Genomic DNA, 24,799 nt, shown 5'->3' with positions numbered 1-24,799 from the left:
ACCCTCCATGCTGCCACCATCCTGCGCCCCGGGTGACCACACTTATCGGCCGGGGTGGTTCAGCCACCGTCCGGGCGGGCCCCGATACCGCGGAGCACCTGGTCCACACAGGTGTCGGCGAAGGCGTGGGTGAGCGGGTTGGTGCGCTGGAGCCATCGATGGGTGAGCGGCCCGACCAGCATCTCCACGGCGATCCGGATGTCCACGTCCGCGCCGACCTGTCCGGCCGCGACGGCGGACCGCAGCCGCTCCTCGTACAGCCCGAGGGCAGGTTCGAGCAGCTCGCGGGTGAAGCGCCTGCCGAGTTCCGGATCGGTGGCCCCGGCCGCTGTCAGGGCGCGGGTGGGGGCGTCGTACTTCTCGTCGTTGAACTGGTCGACGGTGAGCCGCAGCACATGCTTGAGGTCGGCGGCGAGATCCCCGGTGTCGGGGAAGCCGCTCCAGTCGCCCTCGGTCTCGGCGTCCCCGGCGAGGGCGATGGACGCGTCGAGGAGGACGGCCGCCTTCGAGGGCCACCAGCGGTAGATCGTCTGCTTCCCCACTCCGGCGCGGGCGGCGATGGCCTCGATGGTCAGCTTGTCGTAGCCGGTCTCCGAGACCAGCGCGAGGGCCGCGTCGAGGATGGCCCGGCGTGAGCGTTCGCTGCGGCGGCTGACGTCCGGCGCCCTGGCGGGCCGCGCCGGGGGCTGGGTTCCGGGCTGCCGCGCGCCGGACCGGCGTCCGGCGGGCGGCTTCGCTGCGGGGGACGGGGAGTCGGCCATGGAGGGGAATCTAACATCGGCGGATCCGATACGTGTCGTCTCGGTATCCCCGTGATGTGGCGCTTCCGTACCGATGCTGTGCGGGCGTTCGGCCACGGTGGGTGAACCACCCGATCGGTGCACATCGCGCGGGCCCCGCAGGGCGGACCATGGCAAGCAACCGGCTGCACACCCGCAGCCCATGTCCGCCGTGAGGAGCCCTCATTGCCTCGTGACGCCAGAACCCGGCGCTATCTGATGTGCCCACCGGCACACTTCAGGGTGACGTACTCCATCAACCCGTGGATGGACCCTTCGAAACCGGTCGAACTGCCCCTGGCCCTCGCCCAGTGGGAGGACCTGCGCGACCGCTACCGCGCGCTCGGCCACACGGTCGAGATCCTGGAACCCCGGCCCGGCCTGCCCGACATGGTCTTCGCGGCCAACGGCGCGACGGTGATCGACGGGCGCGTGCTCGGCGCCCGCTTCGCCCACGCGGAGCGCGCCGAGGAGGCCGAAGCGCATCTGGAGTGGTTCCGCGCGCACGGCTTCACCGGGATCCACCGGCCCGCCCACGTCAACGAGGGCGAGGGCGACTTCGCCGCCACCTCCTCGTACATCCTGGCCGGGCGGGGCTTCCGCTCCAGCCCGCTCTCGCACGACGAGGCGCAGGAGTTCTTCGGCCGCCCGGTGATCGGCCTCGACCTGGTCGACCCCCGCTACTACCACCTCGATACGGCGCTGACCGTCCTGGACGACTCGGCGGACGAGATCATGTACTACCCGGATGCCTTCTCGCCCGGCAGCCGCTCCGTCCTGGCCAGGCTCTTCCCCGACGCGCTGATCGCGGCCCCGGAGGACGCCGCGGCGCTGGGGCTCAACGCGGTGAGCGACGGCCGCCATGTACTGCTGCCGCAGGCCGCAGTCGGCCTCTACGCACCACTGCGGGACCGTGGTTTCGAACCGCTCGGCATGGATCTGAGCGAGCTGTTCAAGGGCGGCGGCAGCGTCAAGTGCTGTACGCAGGAGCTGCGTTCGTAGCCGGGGCGTGACCGACCCGGCGTGATCGTGACTCCGGGGTGCCCCTTCCGGGCCGGCCGGAAGCCCTCGTACGAACGCACTTGGGCTTCCGGCCGGTGAGGCGCGGTTCACCGCCGTCCGCGCGGCTCGATACTCCGTCTCAGACGGCCGCCGCATAGTCGGGCAGCACCAGCCCCGAGTGCGCCGCGCGCCCTTCTTCGGCCCTCGCCGTCACCCTCCCCGCCCGCGGGTCACGCACCACGGCGTTGCGGGCGTCGAGCTGTTCCTGCGTCGTCGGCGTCACCACAGTGCCGCCCTCGGTGGCCAGTGCCTGGTTGCGTTCCGCGAAAGGCCGCATCCGGCGCTCGTAGGCGGCGAAAGCGTCGCCATGATCCGCGTGCGTGGCCAATTCGCCCGCCAGGACGTACGCGCCGACCAGCGAGACGCTCGATCCCTGACCGGAGAGGAACGAGGTCGCGTGCGCGGCGTCGCCCGCCAGCGCGACGCGACCGCGGGACCACATGGGCATGTGGATCTGGCTCACGACGTCGAAGAAGAGGTCGTCGGCCTCACGCATCGCCTCCACCAGACGCGGCAGGTGCCAGACCCGCTCGGGGAAGTGCGCCGCGACCAGGTCGCGCTGGGCCCGCGGATCGCGGAAGGCGTCGAAGGGCGGGACCTCGCGGGTGAAGGTGAGGAAGCCGTGCACACCGTCGGACGGCTCGTGGGCATAGAGGACCGCGCCTCGTCCCGGCACGTTCCAGATGGCCGCCTCATGCGCCAGCCCGAACTCGTTCGGGAGCGTGAAGCCGGCAAAGATATGACCGAGATAGCGGTGGAAGGACTCTTCAGGGCCGAAGACCAGGCGGCGGGTGTTCGAGTGCAGTCCGTCCGCACCGATCACCAGGTCGAAGGTGCGGCGAGTGCCGCTGTCGAAGACGACGTGCACGGCCTCTCCGTCGTCGTCCAGCGCGGCGATCGAGTCACCGAAGAGGAACTCGATCCGCTCCAGCAACGGCGTGCAGAGCGCGTCGGCCAGGTCACCGCGCCGGACTTCGAGGTCGAGTCCCGCCTCTCCGCCGGTCGCCTGCTCGGGCGGCAGCGAGCCGATCGTCTCGCCGGCCGCGTCCACGAAAGTGATCCGCCGGCTGTGCACGTGCGCCTCGCGGAGGCGCGGCAACATGCCCATCCGGTCAGCTACTTCGCGGGCCGTACCGCGTATGTCGATCGCGTATCCGCCCCCTCGCACGGCGGGGGCCTTCTCGACGACGGTCACCTCGAAGCCGTACCGGTCGAGCCAGTGCGCGAGGGCGGGGCCCGCGATGCTCGCTCCGGAGATCAGTACGCGGCGGGCGGGTCGGGATGCGTGGTTCATTGCTCTCACCTTTCCTCCGGGACATGCCCGGCATGAAGGGGTACGCACCGCATGGGACAAAGATACGTACCTTAGGTATCCTTATGGAGGTCGTGCAGCGCCGTAATGGCGGAGGCCACTCCCCTACAATATAGATACCTAACTCAGGTATGCAAATGGAGGTGCCGTGACCCACGAGTCCCCCGGGTCGCCCGTATCGGAGAATCCGCCGCCCCCCGACCTGCTCGCGGTGCTGCCCCGGATCATCCAGTTCAGTGCCGCTGTTACCAGGGGCCGGCTCGTCGAACGCGCCACCGAGGCGGCCGGCCTCACCCTCGACCGCCCCGCCATGGGTGTGCTGCTGTCTCTCCGCACAGCCGACAGGCCACTACGGATCGGCGAAATCGCCGACCGCATGCAGGTCGTGGGCCCGCACGTCACCCGCCAGGTCCAGGCCCTGGAGAAACGCGGTCTCGTACGACGTGTCGCCGACCCGCACGACCGCCGAGCGAGCCTCATCGAACCCACCGAGGCAGGTGCGGAGGGTGCCAACCGGTATGTGACCTCGCTGCTGGCCTGGTTCGCCGAAGCACTCACCGACTGGCCACAGCAGGACCGGGACGACCTCGCCCGGCTCCTGGCCCGGCTCGTCGACGACGTCACGGTCCGGCTGGCACGGTTCGACGAGGGCGGCGAGGGCTGAACAGTGTCCCGGGCATCAGCCTGACCGGCGCCGGATCACGCTCATCGTGAGTCGCCCGGTGCCGGTCTCCGGCATCGTGCCGGTCGGCACATCCCCCGACTTGAGTAGGAGAACTCACGACCGCCGCGGGGGCACAGCCGATGATCGGTACATGACGTTGATCAGGACGATGAAGGTCCAGCGCGGGATCCTGCCGCTGGCGGCGCTGGCCCTGCTGACGGCAGGCAGAGCCGATGCGACGGAATCGCGGCCGTCGGCCGTATCGAGAAGGTGCTCGAACCGCTGCGCAAGAGCGGCGACTTCACCCCGGCGAGCACCCGTAGCGCGCTCACCGGACTTGGCTACCCCGCCGACACGGTGGAGTCGCACGAGCTGGGTCCTACCGGGGTCGGTTTCCTCATCGAGGTCAACGCCTCCCCGCTGTGTGTGGAGGTCACCATGAGCCGCGATGCCACCCAGGCACACGCCTTCGGCGGCTACCCCGATCACCCCGGCTGCGACATGCCCAGTGGCGGCCACTGACCCGCTGTCCGACCGGGCGCCCGGTCCTCGTCCAGCACGTCGTACCCGTGCTGGACGGCAAGCAGAGGCCGGTCGCAGGAGGTGTCCGATTCACTGCCCGGGCGCGGGCGGCCCTTCGACGTGGGGCGGCGGCCATGCGTCGCCCCACGCGGTGTCCCGGGCCGCGCGGTAGAGCTCGCCGTGGCGCTTGGAGACGGTCTCGCGGGTAAGTCCGCCCGGGGCCGTGCACAGTTCCAGCTGGACCAGGCCCTTGCGGATCTGGGGTTTGCGTACGACCCGGGCCGGGACCGTCGCCACCTCTCCCCGGAACGCGGCGACATAGCTGAACTTCTCGTCCTCGTAGGCGAGTGAGCCGCCCTTGACCTGCCGGTGCAGTGACGACCTGCTCACCCGGGCCGAGAAGTGGCACCAGTCGGTACCGCGCTCGATGGGGCAGGCGTCGCTGTGCGGGCAGGGGGCGGCTGTCCGCAGGCCGGCGGCGGTCAGCCGGTCCCGGGCCGCCATGATCCGCAGATAGCCGTCGGGTGTGCCGGGTTCGACCACGACGACCGCCTGGGCGGCCTGCGCGGCGGCGTCCACCACGGCGGTGCGGCCGGCCTCGGTCAGCTCTCCCAGGACGTACGAGACCGTCACCAGATCAGTGCTCTCCAGGGTGAGCCCCGGTCCGATACGAGAGCGCTGCCACTCGGCGGCGCGCAGCGCGGATGAGCCGGACTGCGCGGCGAGTTCACGGCCGAGCACCAGCGCGGGCTCCGCCCAGTCCAGCACGGTGGTGCGCCGGGTCCCCGGGCCGTCCGCCCCGCCCCGTCCGTCCGGGTCGTCGTCCCAGGCCCCCGCCACCGCCCAGGTCGCCGCACCGGTGCCGCCGCCGATGTCGGTGTGCCGGGAGGGCACCCACCCGGGCACCGCGGCACGGAACGCGTCGAGTGCCGCCCGTACCGCTTCGAACGTGGCGGGCATCCGGTACGCGGCGTACGCGGCGACGTCCGAGCGGTCACGCAGGAGCGGGGTACCGGTGGGGATGGTCCCCCGGTAGTTGGCGATCAGCCGCTCGACGGCCTGGGCGGCCTGTTTGGGCGGCAGTCCGTCGAGGAGCCCGGCCAGGGCGGTGCGCAGGGCTTCGGCGGTGCGGAGGGAGTCGTTCACCGAAGGAGTGTAGGGCCTTTCGTCTGGATCGTGCCGGGCTCGCAGGCCTGGCCGGGGCCCGAGCGTCCGGCGGGTTCAGATCTCGCCGTCGGCCATGGCGATCAGCCGGTCCAGGACCGCGGCGTCGGCGCGCACCCCGTCGTGCGCGTACGCGTCGGTGACCCAGGTCCGCAGTCCGCGGACGGCGCCCGCGGTGGCGAGAGCCTGCTCCCGGTCCACGTACATGTCGTCGTGGTAGACGGCCGCGACGACCGGGACCTCGTTGGCGGCGAGCCTGTCCAGGTCGTAGAGAGCCGGCCAGTCGGTGCGCGCGGCCAGCGCTTCGGCGGCGCCGCGCAGCGGGACGAGCGCCGGGTCCTCGTCGAACTGCCACGGATAGACCATCTCGCCGGTGAACCGCACTGGAGCCCCTGGGACCGCGTCGAACGCGGGGAACTCCCGGCGGACGCGGTGCGCCGACCAGTCCGTGGGGCGGCCGCCCTGCGCGTAGATCGGCTCGTGGAGTACGGCGTACAACGGCCGTTCCGTGAAGGAGACGGTGGCGTCGGCCCCGCGCAGGAACGTGTCGGTGAGCTCGGGGCCGTGGGCGCCCTCCGTGAAGGCGGTCTCCAGGAGGTAGTGGAGCGAGTCGAACTTGGCGGAGGTCCCGAAGCCGATGCCGAGGGTCTGGAAGCGCCGGACGGTGAGGCGTTCGCCGCTGGGCATCCGGACGTCGTGCTCCGCCAGGTGCCCGGCCACCGCGTCGGCGATGCGCTGGTCGGCCGGGTAGCGGGCGAAGTAGCGCTCGTTGTGGGCCAGGGTGCGGGCGTAGGCGGCCCGGTACACGTCGTCGGCGTGGCCGGTGAGGGTGGGCAGTCCGCCGGTGATGTAGGCCCGGGTGAGCCCTTCGGGGGCGAGGCTGAGGTACGTCAGGGTGGAGAAGCCCCCGAAGCTCTGGCCCAGTACGCTCCACGGCCGGTCGCCCTGGAGGCGGCGGCGCAGCAGTTCGGCGTCGCGGACGATCGAGTCGGCGCGGAAGTGCCCGAGGTACGCGGCGGCGGCCCCGGCGTCCGTACCGAACCGGGCGAGGGTGCGCCGGTCGGCGGGGGTGGAGCGGCCGGTGCCGCGCTGGTCCATGAGGACGACGCGGTAGTCGCGCAGGGCGCGGCGCAGCCAGGCGCCTGCGGCGTTGGGGCGTTCGGCACGGCCGCCCGGACCTCCCTGGAGCCAGAGCAGCCTGGGCAGTTCACTGTCCTCGCGGTCCTCGGCGACGACTTCCCGGGCGAAGAGCGTGATGGACGGCCCGTCGGGGTCCCGGTGGTCGAGCGGCACGCCGATGGTGTGGTCGGTGCAGACCAGACCGTCGTGGCGGTAGGAGGCGTGGTCGTCGGAGTGGGGTGGTGCGGGGGTGGACATGGGGAGCGCTCCTTCGCGGATCCCGGGCGGACTGGCGGACGTATGACGGTGGAACGGACGGACGGACGGACGGATGGCGGTGGGGCGGGCGGCGGTGCGGAGCCATTGCCCCGCACGCTCCCCGCCCCCCGTCCCGCTGACTTCAGCAGCCGTTCAGTAGCCGGCGACCCCGAGGTCGCGGCAGATCCGGACGAGCTCCGGGTGCACGTAGCGCCCGTTCTCCTCGATCGCCACACCGTCCAGGTAGATGGACGGGCCGAGGACACTGCCGTCGGTGTGCGCGGCGGCCACCCAGGGCTCGCCGCCGATCCAGGCGCCCTTGGTGCCGATGCCCAGCTCGACGCAGCCGAAGACCCGCTCGTCCTCCACGATGCGGCCCGTGGGCGCCGGCACACCGGGGTTGAAGCCGAGCGACCAGTGCGCGACGCGGAACATGTTGGGGTCGTCGAAGGACTCCATCCAGCTGCGGAAGACATCCGCGTCGGCGCCGCCCTCGATCTTGGTGACGACACCCTTCTCCACGGTGCAGCGGACGGGAGAGCGCAGCAGCCCGATCTCGTCCGGCGGCCACAGGGCGCCGTCGAAGACGAGGACCCCGTCCTGGGTCTCCTCCAGGGGGTTCCAGGAGATCTGGCCGGAGAGCATGACGGTCTCGCCGGGCTTCTCGGCGGGCTTGCCCCGCAGGTTGATGGGCCGGTCACCGTTGCGGCCGACCAGGTCGGTGCCGTTGGCCGAGGTGATACGGACCTCGTCGGCCGCCTCCAGGAGGGCGACGAGCGCCTTGCCGAGGCGGATGACGCCCGGGAAGTCGGGCCGGCCGACGGTGGCGACCAGCATCTGGACGTCCATCGCGGTGAGGTTGGTGTAGCGGCAGCCGTTGGCCATGGCGGCGCGGAACGCGTGGGAGTGCATCACGTACGAGACGGCGAACTCGATCCACACATCGGCGTCGGATATCGCACCGGCGACCGGCCGGGGCGGCTCCATCGAGGAGCCGGGCATCGTCTCGTACCAGACGATGACGGGGTGCGCCCCGGCGGCGGCGACCGCCTGCGCGGTGGCTTCGACGACCCGGCGGTCGCTGCTGGTGTCGCCTGTGAGGACGACGTCCTCCCCCGGCTTGACGAGCATGACGTCCTCGACGAGCTTGCGGGCCGCCAGGGCGAGTTCGAAGCTGAGGTACTCGGGACGCGGTTCGAGCCTGCTGTACATGTCCATGGGAGGTTCTCCTTGCCGTGCTGATGGTTCGGTGGCGCGGGCCGGTGGGCCGGGGTCCGTGCCGGGGGTGGTCTGGCGACGGCCGGGGGCGGGGCCGTCACGTCCTGCTCAGCTCTTGCCGGGGCAGGGGCATCACGTCTTGAGGATCTGGGCGGAGTCGCCGAGTGAGCTGCCCGCGATCAGCCCCGCGCCGACCAGGTTGAGCTCCTCGTCGGCGGCCGGGCCGCGCAGCCTGCGGTAGCCGACCCGGACGACGAGGGCGCCGAGGACCAGCCAGCACGCCTGCGGAGTGAGGATCAGCAGGCCGGTGGCGAGCATGACGCCCATCTGCCTGCGGGTGCCGCCGAGAAACTGGATCAGGGCTCCGGGGACGGCCCAGATCAGCATGGTGCGCACCGTGTGGGGGTCGCCGAGTCCGCTGCGCAGGGTGTCGGCGTAGACCTTGGCGACGGGCGGGATCAGCCCCTGCCCGAAGTAGGAGCGCCAGACCACGGCGACCACGACGAGTGCGACGGCGAAGCCGATGAGGGCGGCCAGGAACTGCTGGCGGCGGCCTTCGCGTTCGTACGGGTCCCAGGGCCGGTGGTCGCGGCGCAGCAGCCAGCCCGCCTTGAGGTCGTAGCCCATGTCCGCGAAGGCCGGCCCGGTGGCGGACACATACCCGATGAGCAGGGCCAGCGGTACGGAGGGGATACCGATCGCCAGACCGAGGATCAGGAAGATCAGGGTGACGGCGAAGGACGGGAACCAGCCGGACTGCATGGCCGCGAGGCCGACGATCAGCTCGTGGACCAGGGCGGCGAACGCCGCGAACAGCACCCATCCGATGAGGCCGGGGACGCTCATGTCGCCGATCAGTCCGCCGCGCACGGCGAGGACGGCGGCGCCCGCGGTGAACAGGACGTAGCCGCGGATCAGCGCGCTCCGCAGCCCGCGCTCGTCGACGGTGTACGCGGTGGCCGGGTCGGCGGGAGGCGCGGCGGAGGCGACCACGGGGGCCGGCCGGCGTGTGCGTTCACGGCGGCCGATGAGCAGGTGGACGGCCTGGCCCAGGGCGACGATTCCGGCACCGACCATCATGCCGTGCGGGATGAACCCGGCGCCGATGTCGGTGTGGAACAGGTCGGGGCTGTACTGGCGCAGCAGCAGTCCGATGCCGAACATCATCAGTGCCCAGACGTTGCCGAGGAACGCCACACCCGCCGCGGAGAGGGGCAGGCTGAAGAGCGTTCCGGCGAGGCCGACGACGGTTCCCCCGGCGAGGATCAGGGCCCGGCGGCCTCCCCGGTCGCCCGCCTTGATGGTCTCGGCGGCGGCGGTGCCGGGCGGCCAGGCCGCGTCGGCGGGCAGCAGCCGGGAGCCGAAGGCGCGGTAGAGGACCCAGGCGTCCACGACGAGCCCGATGAACGCCCCGGCCAGCATCGGCCAGACCAGGTCCTCGCGGCCGAAGACGTACGGCACGGCGACCGACGTGAGCAGTGCGTTGGCGGACGCGAAGGTGGCGGCGGAGATGGCGCTCTGGGCGAGGTTCTGGCGGTGGACCGAGCGCATCCGGCGCAGGAAGTTCAGCGGGATGCGGCCGATCAGCATGGCGACGAGCGCGCCGACGACCGAGGTGTTGGCGGAGATGCCCAGCTTGGCGACCAGGTCGATCCCGATGACGGCGCCGACGGCGGAGAGCGCCACCAGGACCACCAGCAGGAGGGGTTCCAGGACGCGCGGGTGCGCGGGTTCTTCGTCGGGGCCGGTCAGCGGCGGAACGCGGGGCGGAGCCGGGACGGGGTGCGCCACGGGGGCACCTCCTTCGGTGAGCACGGGCAGGGGCGGGCGGAGCGATGCCTTCCGGCGGGGCGTACGGGGCGTGCGGGGGCAGCACGCGGCACGCCGGGGACGCGGGCGGATCGCGGGTGAGCGGGACTGCGGGTGGGGTGGGGTGTGGTGCGACTGCGGTTACGGGTGTGGTCGCGGTTCAGGCTGGGCGCGGTGCGAAGGGCGGGCGGGTGTCCGGGGTGCCGGTTCAGCCGCCCAGTGCGGCGGTGATCTCCGCCGCCCCGGCGCGTACCAGAGCGACCAGGGTTCCGGTCGCCCGGTCCACCCGGTGGGAGGGGCCGATGGCCGTGAGGGAGGCGGCGACCCCGTCGCCCTGGAAGACGGGGGCCGAGACCGCGGTCACGGCTTCGTCGTACTCGCCGTGGCTGATGCAGTGGCCGTCGGCCCTGACCCGCTCGTAGCAGGAGAGCAGGGTGTCGAGGTCGGTGATGGTGCGGTCGTTGAAGCGGGTCAGCCCCGTCGGCCCGAACATCTGCCGGACCTCGCGTTCGGGGTGGTACGCGAAGATCGTGTGCCCGGAGGCTCCGGCGTGGCCGGGGATGACCGCGCCGATGATCGCGGTGTAGCGGACCGGACCGGTGCCGTCGACCGCGGCCTCGCAGCGGTAGCTGCCGCCGTGCGGGACGTTGAGCACGATGCTCTCACCGGTCTCGCGGAGCAGACGGGCGAGGACCGGACGGGCCAGCGACGAGAACACGCCACTGTGTTCACTGACCCTGGCGAGCCGGGAGAGAGCGGGGCCGGGGCGGTAGCGACGGCTGGTGTGGTCGCAGATCAGGAAGGTGCGGGCCGTCAGCGTCGTCAGCAGCCGCTGGACGACCGCCTTGTCCCAGCCGTGGTGGCGGGCCAGCTCGCTGACGCCCCACTCGGGGCGCTGCTCCGTGAACGTCAGCAGGACGAGCAGGGCGCGGTCCACCGTCTGCAGGACGCCGGCCGTCTGGGGCCTGGCGTCGGGCGGGGTGGTACTGGGGTCGGCGCCGCGTTCCACCATGGGAGCGACCTCCTTCGCCTGCGTCGTCCGTTGTCCGTTCCGTTGCGGAAAACGCAACGCCGTTGCGTTTTCTGGCGAAAGGATGCGGGTGCGCTCAGCACGTGTCAAGAGTCTGCCGGGAACCGGATCCGGACCCCGGACCGGCGGCGGATCGCGTCGTACCGGCTCGCGCTCGCACAGTACCGGCCCGCGTCGGCGCGGACCGGCACCGCACAAAGGGCCTGCTGAGACCCGTCAGGCGTGCTGGAAGGCGAGCACGGCGTTGTGCCCGCCGAAGCCGAAGGAGTGGCTGACCGCGCGCGACACCCGTACCCGGCGGGGCTGTTTGGTCACGCAGTCGATGTCGAACTCCGGTGCGGGGGCGGTCAGGTTGGCGATCGGCGGTACGAGCCCGTGCTGGAGGGTGAGGACGGTCAGCCCGGCCTCGATGGCGCCCGCCGCGCCCATGCAGTGACCGAGCACACCCTTGGGCGCGGTCACCGGGGGCCGGTGCGGATAGGCGCGGGCGATCAGCCCGGCCTCGGTGGCGTCGTTGAGCAGGGTCGATGTGCCGTGGGCGTTGACATGGCCGACGTCCGCCGCACACCAGCCCGCGTCGCGCAGCGCCGCGTCCACCGCGGCCGCGGCGACGGAGCCGTCGGGCCGGGGGCTGGTCGGGTGGTACGCGTCGGTGGTGGCACCGGTTCCGGCCAGCAGGGCACGCGGGGCGACGTTCCGGGCCAGGGCGTCGGCCTCGCGTTCCAGGACCATGACGGCGGCGCCCTCCCCCATCACGACACCGCGCCGGTCGGCGGCGAACGGGCGGCAGATGGCCGGGGGTTGCTCCCCGGCCCGCACCGCGCCGGCCCCCGACCGTGCGAACCCGGTCAGGGCCAGCCGGTCGATGATCGATTCGGTGGCGCCCGCGACGGCGATGTCGCACTGCCCGGTGACCAGCAGGTCGCGGGCCACCGAGAGTGCGGTGGCGCCGGACGAGCAGGCCGTGCAGGGTGCCAGGCTCGGCCCGGTCGTCCGCAGCCGGATGGCGACCTCGGCGGCCGCCATGTTGGGGACGGTGAGCAGGGTGCCCAGGGGCGAGATCGCCTCGGGGCCCCGGCGCTCCAGGGCGACCGACTGCTCGTACAGCCCGGTCGAGCCCGCGCTGCTGGTCCCGATGACGACGGCGACCCGGGTGCCGTCCCAGCCGGCCGGGGAGAGTCCGGCGTCGGCGACGGCCTCCTCGGCGGCGAGCACCGCGAACCTGACGTAGCGGCCCATGCGGTAGACGGCCCGGCCGCCGACGGCGTCCGCCAGATCGATTCCGGTGACCTGGCAGGCGAAGTCGATGGCGCAGCCGTCCAGTTCGGGAACGGTGCGGGCCGTGGAGCGGCCCGTGCACACACCCCGCCAGGTCGATTCCGTGTCGTTGCCGGCCGGGGTGATCATGCCCAGGCCGGTGACGGCGACCGGCGGCAGCGTCATCGGGCGCCGGCCGTGGCAGATTCGGTCAGGAACGCGCTGATCCGGCCGAGCGTGGCGCCCTTGTAGGCGGAGTCGGAGTCGGCGTCGACACCCAGGGTCTCCTTGACGATGACCCCGAGCTCCGCGACGGCGAGGGAATCCATCTCCAGGTCGTCCATGGTGGCCTCGGGGCGGAGTTCGACGGCGGGGACCTTGAAGGTGTTGGTCAGGACGTCGACAAGGGTCGGGTGCAGCTCGGACATGACATTCCCCTTCGCGCAAAGCGGACAGACCCACTGAACGGGCCTACAGAACAAACCTATAAAACGTGCTGAATACGGATGAAACGCATCTCATGGACATCGGTCCAACGGTTGGACGATCTTCCGGTTACGCGGTGAGGGAAGGTTTTTTCACCCCACGGCGACCGGTGCCGGACGTTGGATCGGAAGCCGTGACCGACCCCGTACCGGAAGCCGTACCGGAAGCGGTGCCGGGCCCGTACTGGACGCCGCATCGGAAGCAGTGCCGGGCCCACCGAGATCGACCGGCCAGGGTCTAACGGCAGAAACGGGACAGCACGTGGACCGTGCCCCAGTACGCGACCAGAACCGTGCGCAGCAGAAGCCGGTTCACCGCCGCGCGTCCCCGGCCGGACGGTGCCAGGGCCCCTCGGGGTCGTCGTACGCCGACGCGTACCCGGCGCCCGCGACCGGCACATCCGCCAGCCACTCGGCCGGCAGGTCGAACGCCCCGGTCAGGACCTGCGCCTGCCCGGCGATCCGGGCAGCCAGCCGGTCGGTCTCGGCCGGGATCGCGGCGACGTGCCGGCCCTCGACGTAACCCTCGTTCAGCAGATCACCGCTCCGGGGCGCGATGCGCTCCAGGGCGAACAGCCGGCCCAGGGTGTGCAGTAGCTCCGCGGCGGCGGAGCCCGGGGGCAGCGCGTCCGTGGCCGCCGCCACGGCCTCGGCGGCCCGGAGCTGGGCGTGCGCGGTGGCAGCCCGCAGCGCTGCGGTCGCCCCCGCGTTCCACCGGCCGAGCGCGTCCCCCGGGGCTGCCTCGGCCATCCCGGCGCGGGCCCGGTCGAACTCGACGCACTCGACGGCGGCGAGCAACTCCCGGAGGAACACCGGATCGGTCAGTTCACGGCCGGCCGGGTCGGCGGGCGGGCGTGGCGGACGGTGGCCCGACACCATCCCGGCCGCCGCCTTGGCGTGGATGGCGAGGTTGTCGCCCTCGGCGGTGATCGCGCCCTCGATGCCGGTCACCAGCGCGGCGAGGCCGTTGTTCTCCAACAGCCCCTGGGCGCCGCACCGTTCGCGGCACTCGGTGATGACAGCGCGCGCCTCCCAGGTGATCCACGCCTTGGCGACGGCGACCAGCCGCTCGGCCTCGGCCCGGCCGGCCCCGTCCGGCCGGTCGCGCTCCGGCCGGTCGCGCTCCGGCCGGTCGCGCTCCGGCCGGTCCTGCTCCGTCCAGGTACGCAGGACCGTGCGGTGCAGCAACGTCATCGCGTACGCCGTGGCCAGCGCGCCCGCGAGGGGGGCGTAGTGGCTGCGGTGCGCCATGACGGGCACCCGCTCGGGCGTCCGTACCCCGCCGATCAGCCGGTGCGAGCCATGGCGCACCGCCACCGCCAGCGCCGCCCGCGCGGACCCCACCGCAGAGGCGCTCATGCTCAGCTTCCCGGCGGTGACCCGGCCGATCGACAGCAGGAAGCGGCTGCGCCGGTTGACGACCTCGCTGCTGAAGGTGCCTTCCGCGTCCAGCCGGCCCTGCGCCCCGGAGAGCAGTGCCTCGCGCGGGACGAGGACATCGTCGAAGGAGGTCAGACAGTGGTCGACCACGCTGCCCATGCGCCGGGGCAGCAGCCGGACGCGTACGCCGGGCAGCGGTCCCTCCACTCCGGTCAGCGCGGTCAGGAACAGGAAGACGCCGAGGTCTCTGCCGTCCACCAGCAGCCGGGCCGCCACCACTCCGCTCTTGGGGCCGCCCGCCGTACTGGTGTTGGGCATGAACTTCTGGGCGCCCGCGTGCGGGGTGCGCAGCAGGAATCCGTCCCTGGCCCGGTCGTAGCGGGCGGTCGTCTCCAGTGCCGTCGCGTCGTTGCCGTGGTCGAGTTCGGTGCAGAGGAAGGTCCCGACGCGGGTCAGATCCGCGAAGTCGGACAGATCCCGCTGTACGTCGCCGTCGCCGTCATGGTCCAGCAGGGTGCCGAGGAACAGGTTGTAGTGGATACCGGCCACCGTGGTCAGCGCGGTGTCGACCGGGCTGAGCCACTCGTGCATGTTGGCCAGTGCCACGGGGTCGGCGGCCAGCCGGAAGGCGCTGTCCAGCGTGGAGTTGAGGGTGCGCAGCCGTCCGTACGCCAGCCGCAGTTGCGCGTCCGGTGCCAGACCTGACCTGCGCCGGAAGGGCTCCGTGGTGAGGAGCGCGCGCCAGGGGCCGTGGGCGGCCCGGTGGTCGTGGCCGAAGAGCACCCGGACGAGCTCACCCCGCACGGCCGAGCCGCACTCAGCGGTCCGGGTCTCGGCTGTGGTGGCAGCGGCAGGCGCAGCCAGTGCTTCCACAGCCTTCGTTTCCGCAACCTTCGTTGCCACAGCCTTCGTTGCCACAGCCTTCGTTGCCACAGTCATCGTTTCCGATGTCATGTCTCACGCTCCGCGCTGGAAGGCCAGCACCACGTTGTGCCCGCCGAAGCCGAAGGAGTGGCTGACGGCCCGCTCCACGGACTCGCGGCGCGCCTGCTTGGTCACACAGTTCAGGTCGAACTCGACGGCGGGGGCGTCCAGATTGGCGATCGGCGGGACGACGCCCTCCTCCAGGGTCAGTACGGTCAGCGCGGCCTCGATCGCCCCGGCCGCCGCGAGCGAGTGTCCCAGGACGCCCTTGGCCGAGGTCACCGGCGGCCAGTGCGGGAAGACCCGCGCGATCACGCCGGCCTCCATCGCGTCGTTGAGCGGGGTGGACGTGCCGTGCGCGTTGACGTGCCCGACGTCGTACGGACTCCAGCCCGCGTCCCGCAGCGCTTCCTCGACGGCTGCCTGCGCACAACGGCCGTGCGGGTCGGGGGCGGTGGGGTGGTGCGCGTCGGTGGTCGATCCCACCCCGGCGAGCAGCGCCCGCGCCCGGCGGCCCCGCGCCGCCGCGTCGGCGGCCCGCTCCAGGACCAGCACCCCCGCGCCCTCGGCGATGACGAACCCGTCCCGGTCCCCGGCGAACGGCCGGGACGCCCCCGCCGGGTCGTCGCAGCGCCTCGACACCGCGCCCATCTGCGCGAATCCGGACACCACGAGCGGCTGGAGCACCGACTCCGCTCCCCCGGCCACCACGACGTCGCACTGCCCGGAGGCCAGCAGATCACGGGCGACGGCGATGGCCGTGGCGCCGGACGCGCAGGCGGTGGCGGGCGCCAGACTCGGCCCGTGCGCCGACAGTGCGATGGCGACCTCGCCCGCGGCCGCGTTGGGGATCATCATCGGCACCAGCAACGGGGAGACCGCGCCCGGCCCTTCGGCGTCCAGCCGCAGGGCGTTGTCGGTGAGGGCGGAGACGCCGCCGACGCCGACGCCGATGACGACCCCCACCCGGCCGCCGTCCCAGCCCGCGGGGTCGAGCCCGGCGTCGGCGACAGCCTGCCGGGCGGCGATCACTGCCAGTTTCACGAACCGGTGCATCCGCCAGGTCTTCCGTCCGCCGACCGCTGCGTCCAGGTCGACACCTTCCACGGGACAGCCGAAGTCGACCGGCAGGCCGCGCAGTTCGGGCAGCCGCCGGGCGGTGGGCCGGCCGGCGCGGACCTCTTCCCAGGTCTCGGCCGCACCGACGCCGCCCGGGGTGACCATCCCCAGTCCGGTCACAGCGATCTCGGGTGTCCTCATGAGAGCTCCTCGGAGAGTGCGGCCGCGGCGGACCGCGCAGCGGTGGTACGGGAAGCAGGGGTACGGAAAGCGGCGGTACGGGAAGCGGGGATGCCGTCAGAAGCAGCAGAATCAGCTGACCGGGCGGAGGCGGAGGCCGAAGCGGCGGAGGCGGCAGAAGCGGGTGCGGCCCCGGGTGGACCGCCCCACCGCAGCGCGGCCGACCCCCAGGTCAGGCCGCCGCCGAAGGCGGTCAGCAGCACGCGGTCGCCGGTCCGCAGCGCACCTCTGGCGTCCGCGTCGGCGAGTGCGAGCGGAATGGAAGCGGCGCCGGTGTTGCCGACGCGGTCCAGGTGGGTCACGCACCGGACGGGGTCGATGCCCAGCCGCTCGGCGACCGCGCTGAGGATCCGGCCGTTGGCCTGGTGCGGTACGAAGTGGTCGACCTGCCCGGGGTCCCAGTCCAGCTTGGCGAGGAGGGTCCGGCAGGAGGCGGTCATCCGCTCGACGGCCTGCTGGTAGACGGCTCCGCCGCGCATCCGGAGGTAGCCGTCGCCCGGCCCTGCGGGCTCCCGCGCAGACCGCGCCCGGGAGCCGCCGCCCGCCACGGTGATCAGGTCGTGTCCGGCGCCGTCGCTGCCCAGGTCGAAGCCGAGCAGTTCCCCGGGGGCTCCGGCGGGTCCCGCAGCGACCAGCGCGGCCCCCGCGCCGTCGCCGAAGACGACCCCGGACCTGTGGTCGTCCGGGTCGAGCCAGCCGGAGTACGTGTCGGCGCCGGCCAGCAGGACGCGCTCGGCGATCCCGGCGGCCACCAGGCCCTGGGCGCAGGCCAGCCCGTAGATGAAGCCACTGCACGCCGCCGACACGTCGACCGCCGCGACGGAGCCCAGGCCCAGCCTGGCCGCGACGGCTGGAGCCGTGGCCGGACACGGGTGGTCGGGGGTGGCCGTGGCCAGGACGAGAGCGTCGACGCGCGGATGGCCCGCGCGCTCCAGGAGCAGCCGGGCCGCCGCATACGCCAGGTCCCCGGTGGAGACCCCAGGACCGCTCCGGTGGCGGGCCGCGATCCCCGTCCGGGTGCGCACCCAGCGGTCGTCCACGCCCCAGTGCGCGGGTAATTCGTCGTTGGTCACGCGCCACGGCGGGACCCACCCGGCAACCGACTCGACCAGAGCCACCCCGTCCCCCCTCGTCCGTACGCTGTCTGCGGCAGCAGAACGGCGTACGAGGGGGAAGGGTTTCGCAGCACGGGGCCGAACGGGTGGCCCTTGGTCAGTCGTTCGAACCGTGCGTCCGTACCGTCATGACCTGCGACGCTTCGGTGCGGACCCGTCGGGCGGTGGAAGCCGCGCCCCGCCGCGCCCGGGTGGCTACGGTGTGCCCGCCACCGAGGGCGCCCTGCGCTGCCACGGCCGGCAGAGCGCCAGGAAGCAGGTCATCGCACCCAGCCCGCACACCAGCTGAACCACGGCCATCGGGGCGGCCGTCGCCTCGCCCGCCATGCCGACCAGCGGGGACGCCACCGCGCCGAGCAGGAAGGTGGAGGTGCCGAGCAGCGCCGATGCGGATCCGGCGGCGTGCGGGGTGCGCATCAGCGCCTGCGCGTTGGTGTTCGGCATGGCCAGGCCCATCGCGGACATCAGGACGAAGAGCCCCGCCGCGATCGGGAAGAGGCCGACGTGGCCGAAGACCCCGGACGTCATCAGCAGCAGTGCGGTGGCGGCGAGCGTGATGACGGCCAGCCCGAAGCCGAGCGCCTTGTCCAGGCTGACCCGGCCGACGAGCAGCTTGCCGTTGATCTGGCCGACCGCGACCAGACCGACCGAGTTGATCCCGAAGAGCAGGCTGAACATCTGCGGCGACGCCCCGTAGATGTCCTGCACGACGAAGGGTGACGCGGAGATGTACGCGAAGAGCGCCCCGAAGGCGAGACCCCCGGCGAGCAGATAGCCGGTGAAGACCCGGTCGGCGAGGAGCGTGCGCATCGTCCGCAGCGCGTGACCGACACCGCCGGTGTGCCGCCGCTCGGGCGGCAGCGTCTCGTGCAGCCACTTCCAGACCACGAGTGTCAGCAGCGTGCCGACCACGGTGAGCAGGACGAAGACCCCGCGCCAGTCGGTGATCTGGAGGATCTGGCCGCCGATGAGCGGGGCGACGATCGGGGCGACCCCGGAGATCAGCATCAGCGTGGAGAAGAACCGCGCCATCTCCAGGCCGTCGTAGAGATCGCGCACCACCGCACGTGCGATGACGATGCCCGCGGAGCCGGCAAGACCCTGCAACAGCCGGAAGCCGATGAGCAGTTCGACACTCGGCGCGAAGGCGCAGACCGCGGTGGCGGCGACGTACACGACCATGCCGATGAGGAGCGGCCGCCGCCTTCCCCACTTGTCGCTCATCGGACCGACGACGAGCTGACCGAGCGCCATACCGATCAGGCAGGCGGTGAGGGTGAGCTGAACGGTGGCGGCGGGCGAGTGCAGCGCGTCCGTGACCTCCGGCAGCGCGGGGAGATACATGTCCATCGAGAGCGCGGGCAGCGCGGTGAGCCCGCCGAGGACGAGGGTGACCAGGATTCCGGTGGTGCGTGCGACGGCAGGGGCGGGGAGCCCGGTGCGTATGTGCTCCGGGGCAGAGGTCTTCGGCATGACCCCTATGCTCTCAGCTCGGCGGGTGTGATAAGGACGCATTGCGCGAGCCGGGGTCACGCGCGCCCGCGCGCGGGCGGGACCGGGCCATGCTCCGGCACCGGGGACCGGCCCGTGGCCGGCCCTGTCGTAATCTGCGCCCCCATGAACACATCTCGGAAGACAGCAGTGGTCACCGGCGCGGGCTCCGGCATCGGCCGCAGTGTCGCCCGCACCCTGGCGGACGCGGGCTGGTCGGTGGCGCTGGCCGGGCGCCGCATGGAGAAGCTGGCCGGGACAGCCGCGCTCACCGGGGGCGAGACCCTTCCCGTAGTGGCGGATGTCACGTCCCCCGACGAGGTCGGCGCGCTCTTCGGCGCGGTGCGGGAGCGCTGGGGGCGGCTGGACCTGCTCTTCAACAACGCGGGCATCCCGGGCCCCGGCGGAGTGCCGGTGGAGGACCTTCCGTACGAGGCGTGGCGGCAGGTAGTCGACACCAACCTGACGGGTTCGTTCCTGTGCGCGCAGGCCGCCTTCCGGCTCATGAAGGAGCAGGACCCGCAGGGCGGCCGGATCATCAACAACGGCTCCATCTCGGCGCACACCCCGCGCCCGGACTCGATCGCGTACACCGCGACGAAGCACGCCCTGACGGGCCTCACCAAGTCCCTCTCCCTGGACGGCCGTCCGTACCGCATCGCCTGCGGGCAGATCGACATCGGCAACGCGGCCACCGAGATGACCGAGCGGATGCGCAGCGGCATCAAGCAGGCCAACGGCGAGCTGCTGGCCGAGCCGGTGATGGATGTGGCGGATGTGGCGCGCACGGTGCTGCACATGGCGGAGCTGCCACTGGAGGCGAATGTGCAGTTCGCGACGGTGCTGGCGACATCGATGCCGTACGTGGGACGCGGCTGAGCCGGGGAGGGGGCCGGGCAGCGACGTGCGGACGAGTGGCTCTGCGGGCCGGGGAGTTGACGGAAGGGCGAGTTGGCGAAAGCGGCCACGGCGGTCGCTCCTGCCCTCTACACTCCACTACTTCAAGGTTTCTTCACACTTTCCACATCAGGAGCGCACCTTGCGCATACGTTCCACGGCCCCCGCCGCACTGCTCGTCGCCGCCCTCGCGGGGGCGCTGCTCGCCACCGCCCCGAGCGCTTCGGCGGCCACATCGCCCGTGCAGATCAGCAAGGTCCAGTACGACTCGCCGGGCAAGGACACCCGCAGCAACAAGAGCCTCAACGGCGAGTGGGTACGGCTCCAGAACCGGAGCAAGTCGACTGTCAGCATCAAGGGTTGGAAGGTGACCGACGCGAGCCGGCACAGCTACACCTTCGGCAGCGTCACACTCAAGCGGAACCAGTCGGTCACCGTGTACACGGGCAAGGGCACCAACACGACGGCGTCCAAGTACCAGGGGCGCGGCGCGTACGTGTGGAACAACGACCGCGACACCGCGACGCTGACCGACTCCAAGGGCAAGAAGAAGGACAGCGTCTCGTGGTCGCGCCCCGGCAAGGGGTACGTCACCAGCTGACCCGCCTGAGTACGCGGGCACAGGCGTGAGCACCGGCATGAGCACAGGCGCGGCCACGGGCATGGCAGGGTGCCGTTCATGGACGAACACGCCTGGACCACCGTCGCTCAACTCCACGCCTGGCTGGCCGAATCCACCTCCCGACCCCCTCACGAGGAGACCCTGCTCCGGATCCTCAAGCTCTCCGAGGAGGTCGGCGAGGTGGCCCAGGCGGTGATCGGCGCCACCGGCCAGAACCCCCGCAAGGGCACATCGCACAGCTGGCAGGACGTGGAGGCCGAGCTCTGCGATGTGATCGTGACGGCGATGGTGGCGCTGCGCACGCTGACCCCGGACGCCGCCGAGGTCTTCGCCGGTCATCTTCAGCGGGTCTCGGACCGCTCCCTGAGCCGGCCGGACCCCGCCGGGGAATGACCGCGGCGGCCCGGCGGTTGGCGACGGACATGACGCCACGCACCGACCACAGACCCGAGATACTCCGCTACACCGCCTTCTCCACCGACCCCGCCGGCGGCAACCCCGCCGGGGTCGTGCTGGATGCCGCCGGCCTCGACGACGCGGCGCAGCTCGCGATCGCGGCGGACCTCGGGTACAGCGAGACCGCGTTCCTGACCGCGCCGCCGGAGGGGCTCGGCGGGGAGCCGGGACGGGCCTTCACCGTCCGGTACTTCAGCCCCCGGGCCGAGGTCTCGTTCTGCGGGCACGCGACGGTCGCCGCCGCCATCGCCTTCGCCGAACGGCACGGCCCCGGTGATCTCCTTTTCGCCACCCCCGCGGGCACGGTGCCGGTCACGGTGGCCGAGGAGGGCGGTGCGCTGCGGGCGACCCTGACGAGCGTCGAGCCGGCCGTCCTCGACGCGGCCGGTGACGACGTCGGCGAAGCGCTCGCCGCACTGGGCTGGCAGGCCTCCGATCTCGACCCGGCCTTCCCGCCCCGTATCGCCTACGCGGGCGCGCGCCATCTGGTGCTGGCCGCCGCGACCCGGTCCCGGCTGGCGGACCTCTCGTACGACTTCGACCGGCTGGCCGCGTTCATGCACAGCCTGGATCTGACCACGCTCCAGCTGGTGTGGCGGGAGTCGGAGACGGTCTTCCATGTCCGGGACCCGTTCCCGGTGGGAGGCGTGGTCGAGGACCCGGTGACCGGGGCCGCCGCCGCTGCGTTCGGTGCGTACGCGCGTGAACTGGGCCTCGTCGCGGAGGACGCGGTGCTCACGCTCCACCAGGGCGCGGACATGGGCCGCCCCGGCGAGCTGACGGTCGCACTGCGGGCGGGCGACGCGCGGGTACGGGTGAGCGGCACGGGCACCCGGATTCCGGAGAGCCGCGGCTGACCGGGACGGACGGCCTCAGCGGCTGACCCGCACAGTCGACCGGGGCGGGCCGGGCGAAGTGCCCGGCCCGCCCCGATGGGCGGTTCAGTGCTTGCGGGTACGGCGCGGCCGCCGGTTGCGCAGGGCCACCGTGCCGACGGCGAGCAGTGCGGCTGCCCCACCGCCCGCACCGAACAGCGGCCAGGAGGACGAGGAGCCGCCGGAGCCGCCGGAGCCGGTCTTCGCCGCGTTCGGGCCCGGCGCCGGGGTGCCGGCGGCAGCGGGGCGGCCGCCCTCACTGACCGGGGCCACGAGCGTGCCGACCGGCGTGACCTTGCCCGCCGCCCGGAAGCCCCAGTCGAGGAGCGCCGATGTGTCCTTGTACACCTGGTCGTAGCCGTTCACCGGATGCATGACGGTGACCAGCAGGGTGCGGCCGTCGCGGGTGGCGGCGCCGGTGAAGGTGTTGCCCGCGTGCGTGGTGTAGCCGTTCTTGACGCCGATCATGCCCTTGTACACACCGAGCAGCCGGTCGGTGTTCTGGATCTGGAACTTCTTACCGCCCCGGGCCGGGAACTCGGCGATCCGGGTCTTGCAGTACGCGCGGAAGTCGGCGTTCCGCAGCCCGTGCCGGGCGAACAGCGACAGGTCGTACGCCGATGACACCTGCCCCGGGTGGTCGTATCCGTCCGGGCTGACCACATGGGTGTCGAGGGCCTGCAGATCGACGGCCTTCGCCGCCATCTCGCGCACGGTGGCGGGCACCCCGCCGTTCATGGCGCTGAGCACATGGACGGCGTCGTTGCCGGAGCGCAGGAAGACCCCGTGCCACAACTGGTCGACGGTGTACGTCGTACCGGCCTCGACGCCCACCAGGCTGCTGCCCTCCGGTATGCCGGCCAGATCGGCCGCGGCGACCCGGTGCTTCTGCGCCTTGTCGAACTTGGGGAGCACGGTGTCCGCGAAGAGCATCTTGAGCGTGGAGGCGGGCGGCAGCCGGTGGTGCGCGCGGTAGGCGGCCAGCACCTCCCCGTTCTCGCAGTCCGCGACCAGCCACGACTGGGCGGCAACGTGCGGAACCCGGGGCGCGCCGCCGGGACTCACCTGTATCCCGTCGAGACCGAGCCGCTCACCCCCCACGGCGGTGGCGGCCGAGGCCGGTGCGGCCCCGGTGGCGAGAAGAGCGGCGGGCACGGCAGCGGCGGCGAGGCCGAGCACTGCGCGCCGGGAGGGCGAAGCGTCGCTGGTCACTGAGGGATCGTACGAACCGTAGCTGTGCGCGGGTGCGCCGGGGGGTGCGGATCACTCGAAATGCTTCACGCGACGCTTCACACCGTGCGCCGGACACGGTGCGCCGGACACGGTGCGCAACGGGGATTCACGCCGTCCGGCGGGGCCCGCGACCGCGCCGTGCGGCCTCCGGCCCGTCGCCCACCCCCCGGGCGGGCTGCCAGCCGCGGAGTGCCGGTGCGGTTTCCGTGGCCCGGCGGGCGATGGCACGCGCGGTGGTGGTGGCGACAGTCGCGTCGGGGGCCCGGATGAAGAAGGTGAGGTGGGCGCCGGCCGTTCCGGGGTGGAGGTGGAGATGTTCCAGGCCGTCGCCCGGGCGGGCGGACACCCAGAAGAGATCCACGTCACGCGGGGCGAGCACGGTGGTCGGCGGAGGGGTTCCGTGGGCTGTGAGTGTGACCGTGACGATGTGCATCGACCGACCTCTATCGGGAGGGGAGCAGGCGGCTTTCGGGAGAGGAGCAGGCAGCAGCGGAGACGGGCAAGCGGGAAGTGAACAGGCAGGGGAGGGCAGGCAGCGAGGGGGAAACGGTTTGCTCCGTCGATCCTGCGACCGTGCGCGGCGGGTCGACAGGGGTGCGGCCTGGCATGAAGTGCTCACGGCAGGAGGTTGCCCGGCGCGGTATGGACCTGGGAAGATCGGTATGTTCCGGGGGCGGACAGGACATCCCAATGTGTGAAGTACGGGGGGATTTGTCTTGTTGTCCGCGCTGGGCATCGATGAGCGTGCCGAGGCCGTGTACCGGCTCATGCTCGATCAGTCCGACTGGGGCGTCGCCGAGATCGCCGCACATCTGGGCCTGACCGAGACCCAGGTCAGAACCGCGCTCGACCGGCTGGCCGAGCTGAATCTGCTGCGCACCTCGCTCCTGACCGGGGGATCGCTCCGCCCGATCAACCCCGCCGTGGGGCTGCCGCTCCTGCTCGCCGAGCAGGAGCGCGAAGTACTGCGTAGACAGCAGCAGTTCGCCGAGACGCAGGCGGCCGCCATGCGGCTGCTCGACGAGTACGCCGACCGCGGGGCGTCCCGCCACGACATGGAGCAGCTGGTCGGCATCGATGCCATCCAGGACCGTCTCGAACAGCTCGCCCACGCCTGCTCCTCGCGGGTCATCTCGTTCATGCCCGGTGGCGCGCAGTCCGCGGCGAGCCTGAAGGCGAGCAGGCCGCTGGACCTGGCAGCCCGGGAGCGGGGCGTCGAACTCCTCACGGTCTACCAGGACAGCGTGCGCAACGACCCGGCGACGCGTGCGTACGCGCAGTGGCTCACCCAGCTCGGCGGGCAGGTCCGCACCGCCCCGGTGCTGCCGGTCCGCATGGTGCTCTTCGACGACCGGGCCGCACTGCTGCCGGTCGATCCGGACAACACCCGACGCGGAGCTGTCCAGTTGGGCGGGCCGGGGGTGATCGTGGCGCTGGTGGCGCTGTTCGACGCCGTGTGGGAACGGGCGGCCCCCTTCGGTACGGACCGTGACCGCGAGCTCAACGAAGAGGGGCTCACCGGGCAGGAGGCCCAACTCCTCCGGCTGCTTGCACAGGGCCTGACCGACGAGATCGCGGCCCGGCGGCTGGGCATCGGGCTGCGGACCGTGCGGCGGATGATGGCCGACCTGATGGGCCGCCTGGACGCCCGTTCACGCTTCGAGGCGGGTGTGCGGGCGGCACAGCGGGGCTGGCTCGACGCGGAACAGTAGGGCGCGGAGCAGCAGGACAGCGGGCCCCACGGTCTGGCCGGGCCCTGCCACCCGTACCGGCCCTACCGTGGTGACCTGCGGAAATGACGGCATGAGCGTGCCGGGTGCAGTAGCTG

At 72.3% G+C, this 24,799-nt stretch carries 22 protein-coding genes and 1 pseudogene; 8 read left to right on the top strand and 15 right to left on the bottom strand.

The genetic code is table 11. The features are described from left to right. Positions 1-59: 59 nt before the first annotated feature. Positions 60-761, bottom strand: coding sequence for a TetR/AcrR family transcriptional regulator (locus OG210_RS23645; RefSeq protein ID WP_371538593.1), 702 nt, complete (start codon positions 759-761; stop codon positions 60-62). A 189-nt stretch (positions 762-950) separates the two neighbouring features. Between OG210_RS23645 and ddaH the strand changes: the two are divergent. Then, positions 951-1,781, top strand: a pseudogene (gene ddaH / locus OG210_RS23640) (dimethylargininase); the annotation flags it as partial. A 139-nt stretch (positions 1,782-1,920) separates the two neighbouring features. Here the strand turns inward: ddaH and OG210_RS23635 are convergent. Further along, the gene (locus tag OG210_RS23635) at positions 1,921-3,135 is read right to left on the bottom strand and encodes an FAD-dependent monooxygenase (RefSeq protein WP_328325931.1); all 1,215 of its coding nucleotides are present in this window, start codon (positions 3,133-3,135) and stop codon (positions 1,921-1,923) included. Positions 3,136-3,301: 166 nt separating this feature from the next. On the opposite strand from OG210_RS23635, the gene OG210_RS23630 reads away from it, so the two are divergent. Then, complete coding sequence (locus OG210_RS23630; RefSeq protein WP_328325933.1) at positions 3,302-3,817, top strand: MarR family winged helix-turn-helix transcriptional regulator; 516 nt, start codon at positions 3,302-3,304, stop codon at positions 3,815-3,817. Between the two features lie 270 nt (positions 3,818-4,087). Further along, positions 4,088-4,339, top strand: a complete 252-nt coding sequence (locus tag OG210_RS23625; protein ID WP_328325935.1) for a hypothetical protein — start codon at positions 4,088-4,090, stop codon at positions 4,337-4,339. A gap of 90 nt (positions 4,340-4,429) precedes the next feature. Here the strand turns inward: OG210_RS23625 and OG210_RS23620 are convergent, their stop codons facing one another. The 11 genes from OG210_RS23620 to OG210_RS23570 form a co-directional block, all read right to left on the bottom strand. Next, a complete protein-coding gene (locus OG210_RS23620) occupies positions 4,430-5,485 on the bottom strand; it encodes a small ribosomal subunit Rsm22 family protein (RefSeq protein ID WP_328325937.1) in 1,056 nt (351 codons plus the stop codon). Positions 5,486-5,560: 75 nt separating this feature from the next. Then, entirely contained in the window at positions 5,561-6,880 is a 1,320-nt protein-coding gene (locus OG210_RS23615) for an alpha/beta fold hydrolase (protein WP_328325939.1), read from the bottom strand. Between the two features lie 153 nt (positions 6,881-7,033). Then, entirely contained in the window at positions 7,034-8,098 is a 1,065-nt protein-coding gene (locus OG210_RS23610; protein WP_328325941.1) for a hypothetical protein, read from the bottom strand. Between the two features lie 132 nt (positions 8,099-8,230). After that, a complete protein-coding gene (locus OG210_RS23605; RefSeq protein WP_371538589.1) occupies positions 8,231-9,889 on the bottom strand; it encodes an OPT/YSL family transporter in 1,659 nt (552 codons plus the stop codon). Between the two features lie 226 nt (positions 9,890-10,115). Continuing rightward, on the bottom strand, positions 10,116-10,919 hold the full coding sequence (locus OG210_RS23600; protein ID WP_371538587.1) for an IclR family transcriptional regulator: 804 nt from the start codon (positions 10,917-10,919) through the stop codon (positions 10,116-10,118). Positions 10,920-11,153: 234 nt separating this feature from the next. Continuing rightward, positions 11,154-12,380, bottom strand: coding sequence for a beta-ketoacyl-[acyl-carrier-protein] synthase family protein (locus OG210_RS23595; protein ID WP_328325945.1), 1,227 nt, complete (start codon positions 12,378-12,380; stop codon positions 11,154-11,156). After that, complete coding sequence (locus OG210_RS23590) at positions 12,377-12,622, bottom strand: acyl carrier protein (protein ID WP_328325947.1); 246 nt, start codon at positions 12,620-12,622, stop codon at positions 12,377-12,379. Before OG210_RS23590 ends, OG210_RS23595 begins: the two co-directional genes overlap by 4 nt. Positions 12,623-12,991: 369 nt before the next feature. Continuing rightward, on the bottom strand, positions 12,992-14,932 hold the full coding sequence (locus OG210_RS23585) for an acyl-CoA dehydrogenase (RefSeq protein WP_371538585.1): 1,941 nt from the start codon (positions 14,930-14,932) through the stop codon (positions 12,992-12,994). An 84-nt stretch (positions 14,933-15,016) separates the two neighbouring features. Next, entirely contained in the window at positions 15,017-16,243 is a 1,227-nt protein-coding gene (locus tag OG210_RS23580; protein ID WP_371538583.1) for a beta-ketoacyl synthase, read from the bottom strand. Further along, complete coding sequence (locus tag OG210_RS23575) at positions 16,240-17,400, bottom strand: beta-ketoacyl-ACP synthase 3 (protein ID WP_328325953.1); 1,161 nt, start codon at positions 17,398-17,400, stop codon at positions 16,240-16,242. Before OG210_RS23575 ends, OG210_RS23580 begins: the two co-directional genes overlap by 4 nt. 192 nt (positions 17,401-17,592) lie before the next feature. Further along, positions 17,593-18,870 carry a multidrug effflux MFS transporter gene (locus OG210_RS23570; RefSeq protein WP_328325955.1) on the bottom strand — a complete coding sequence of 426 codons (1,278 nt, stop codon included), beginning with the start codon at positions 18,868-18,870 and terminating at the stop codon, positions 17,593-17,595. A gap of 144 nt (positions 18,871-19,014) precedes the next feature. Between OG210_RS23570 and OG210_RS23565 the strand changes: the two genes are divergently transcribed. The 4 genes from OG210_RS23565 (at position 19,015) to OG210_RS23550 (ending at position 21,720) form a co-directional block, all read left to right on the top strand. Then, complete coding sequence (locus tag OG210_RS23565; RefSeq protein WP_328325957.1) at positions 19,015-19,767, top strand: SDR family oxidoreductase; 753 nt, start codon at positions 19,015-19,017, stop codon at positions 19,765-19,767. Positions 19,768-19,927: 160 nt separating this feature from the next. Continuing rightward, positions 19,928-20,386, top strand: coding sequence for a lamin tail domain-containing protein (locus OG210_RS23560; protein WP_328325959.1), 459 nt, complete (start codon positions 19,928-19,930; stop codon positions 20,384-20,386). Between the two features lie 78 nt (positions 20,387-20,464). Next, positions 20,465-20,800 (top strand): MazG-like family protein, encoded by a 336-nt coding sequence (locus OG210_RS23555; RefSeq protein ID WP_328325961.1) that lies wholly within the window; start codon positions 20,465-20,467, stop codon positions 20,798-20,800. A 29-nt stretch (positions 20,801-20,829) separates the two neighbouring features. Beyond that, a complete protein-coding gene (locus OG210_RS23550) occupies positions 20,830-21,720 on the top strand; it encodes a PhzF family phenazine biosynthesis isomerase (protein ID WP_328325963.1) in 891 nt (296 codons plus the stop codon). Between the two features lie 84 nt (positions 21,721-21,804). On the opposite strand, the gene OG210_RS23545 is transcribed toward OG210_RS23550, so the two are convergent. Together OG210_RS23545 and OG210_RS23540 are read right to left on the bottom strand one after the other, a co-directional pair. Beyond that, complete coding sequence (locus OG210_RS23545) at positions 21,805-22,950, bottom strand: D-alanyl-D-alanine carboxypeptidase (RefSeq protein ID WP_328325964.1); 1,146 nt, start codon at positions 22,948-22,950, stop codon at positions 21,805-21,807. A gap of 127 nt (positions 22,951-23,077) precedes the next feature. Further along, a complete protein-coding gene (locus tag OG210_RS23540; RefSeq protein WP_371538580.1) occupies positions 23,078-23,404 on the bottom strand; it encodes a hypothetical protein in 327 nt (108 codons plus the stop codon). Between the two features lie 283 nt (positions 23,405-23,687). On the opposite strand from OG210_RS23540, the gene OG210_RS23535 reads away from it, so the two are divergent. Next, a complete protein-coding gene (locus OG210_RS23535; RefSeq protein WP_328325968.1) occupies positions 23,688-24,683 on the top strand; it encodes a helix-turn-helix transcriptional regulator in 996 nt (331 codons plus the stop codon). The last annotated feature ends 116 nt before the right edge of the window (positions 24,684-24,799 follow it).

This window comes from Streptomyces sp. NBC_00466 (genome assembly GCF_041433995.1).
In the GTDB taxonomy this organism is placed as follows: domain Bacteria; phylum Actinomycetota; class Actinomycetes; order Streptomycetales; family Streptomycetaceae; genus Streptomyces.
This window is presented reverse-complemented; position numbering and strand designations above follow the sequence as displayed.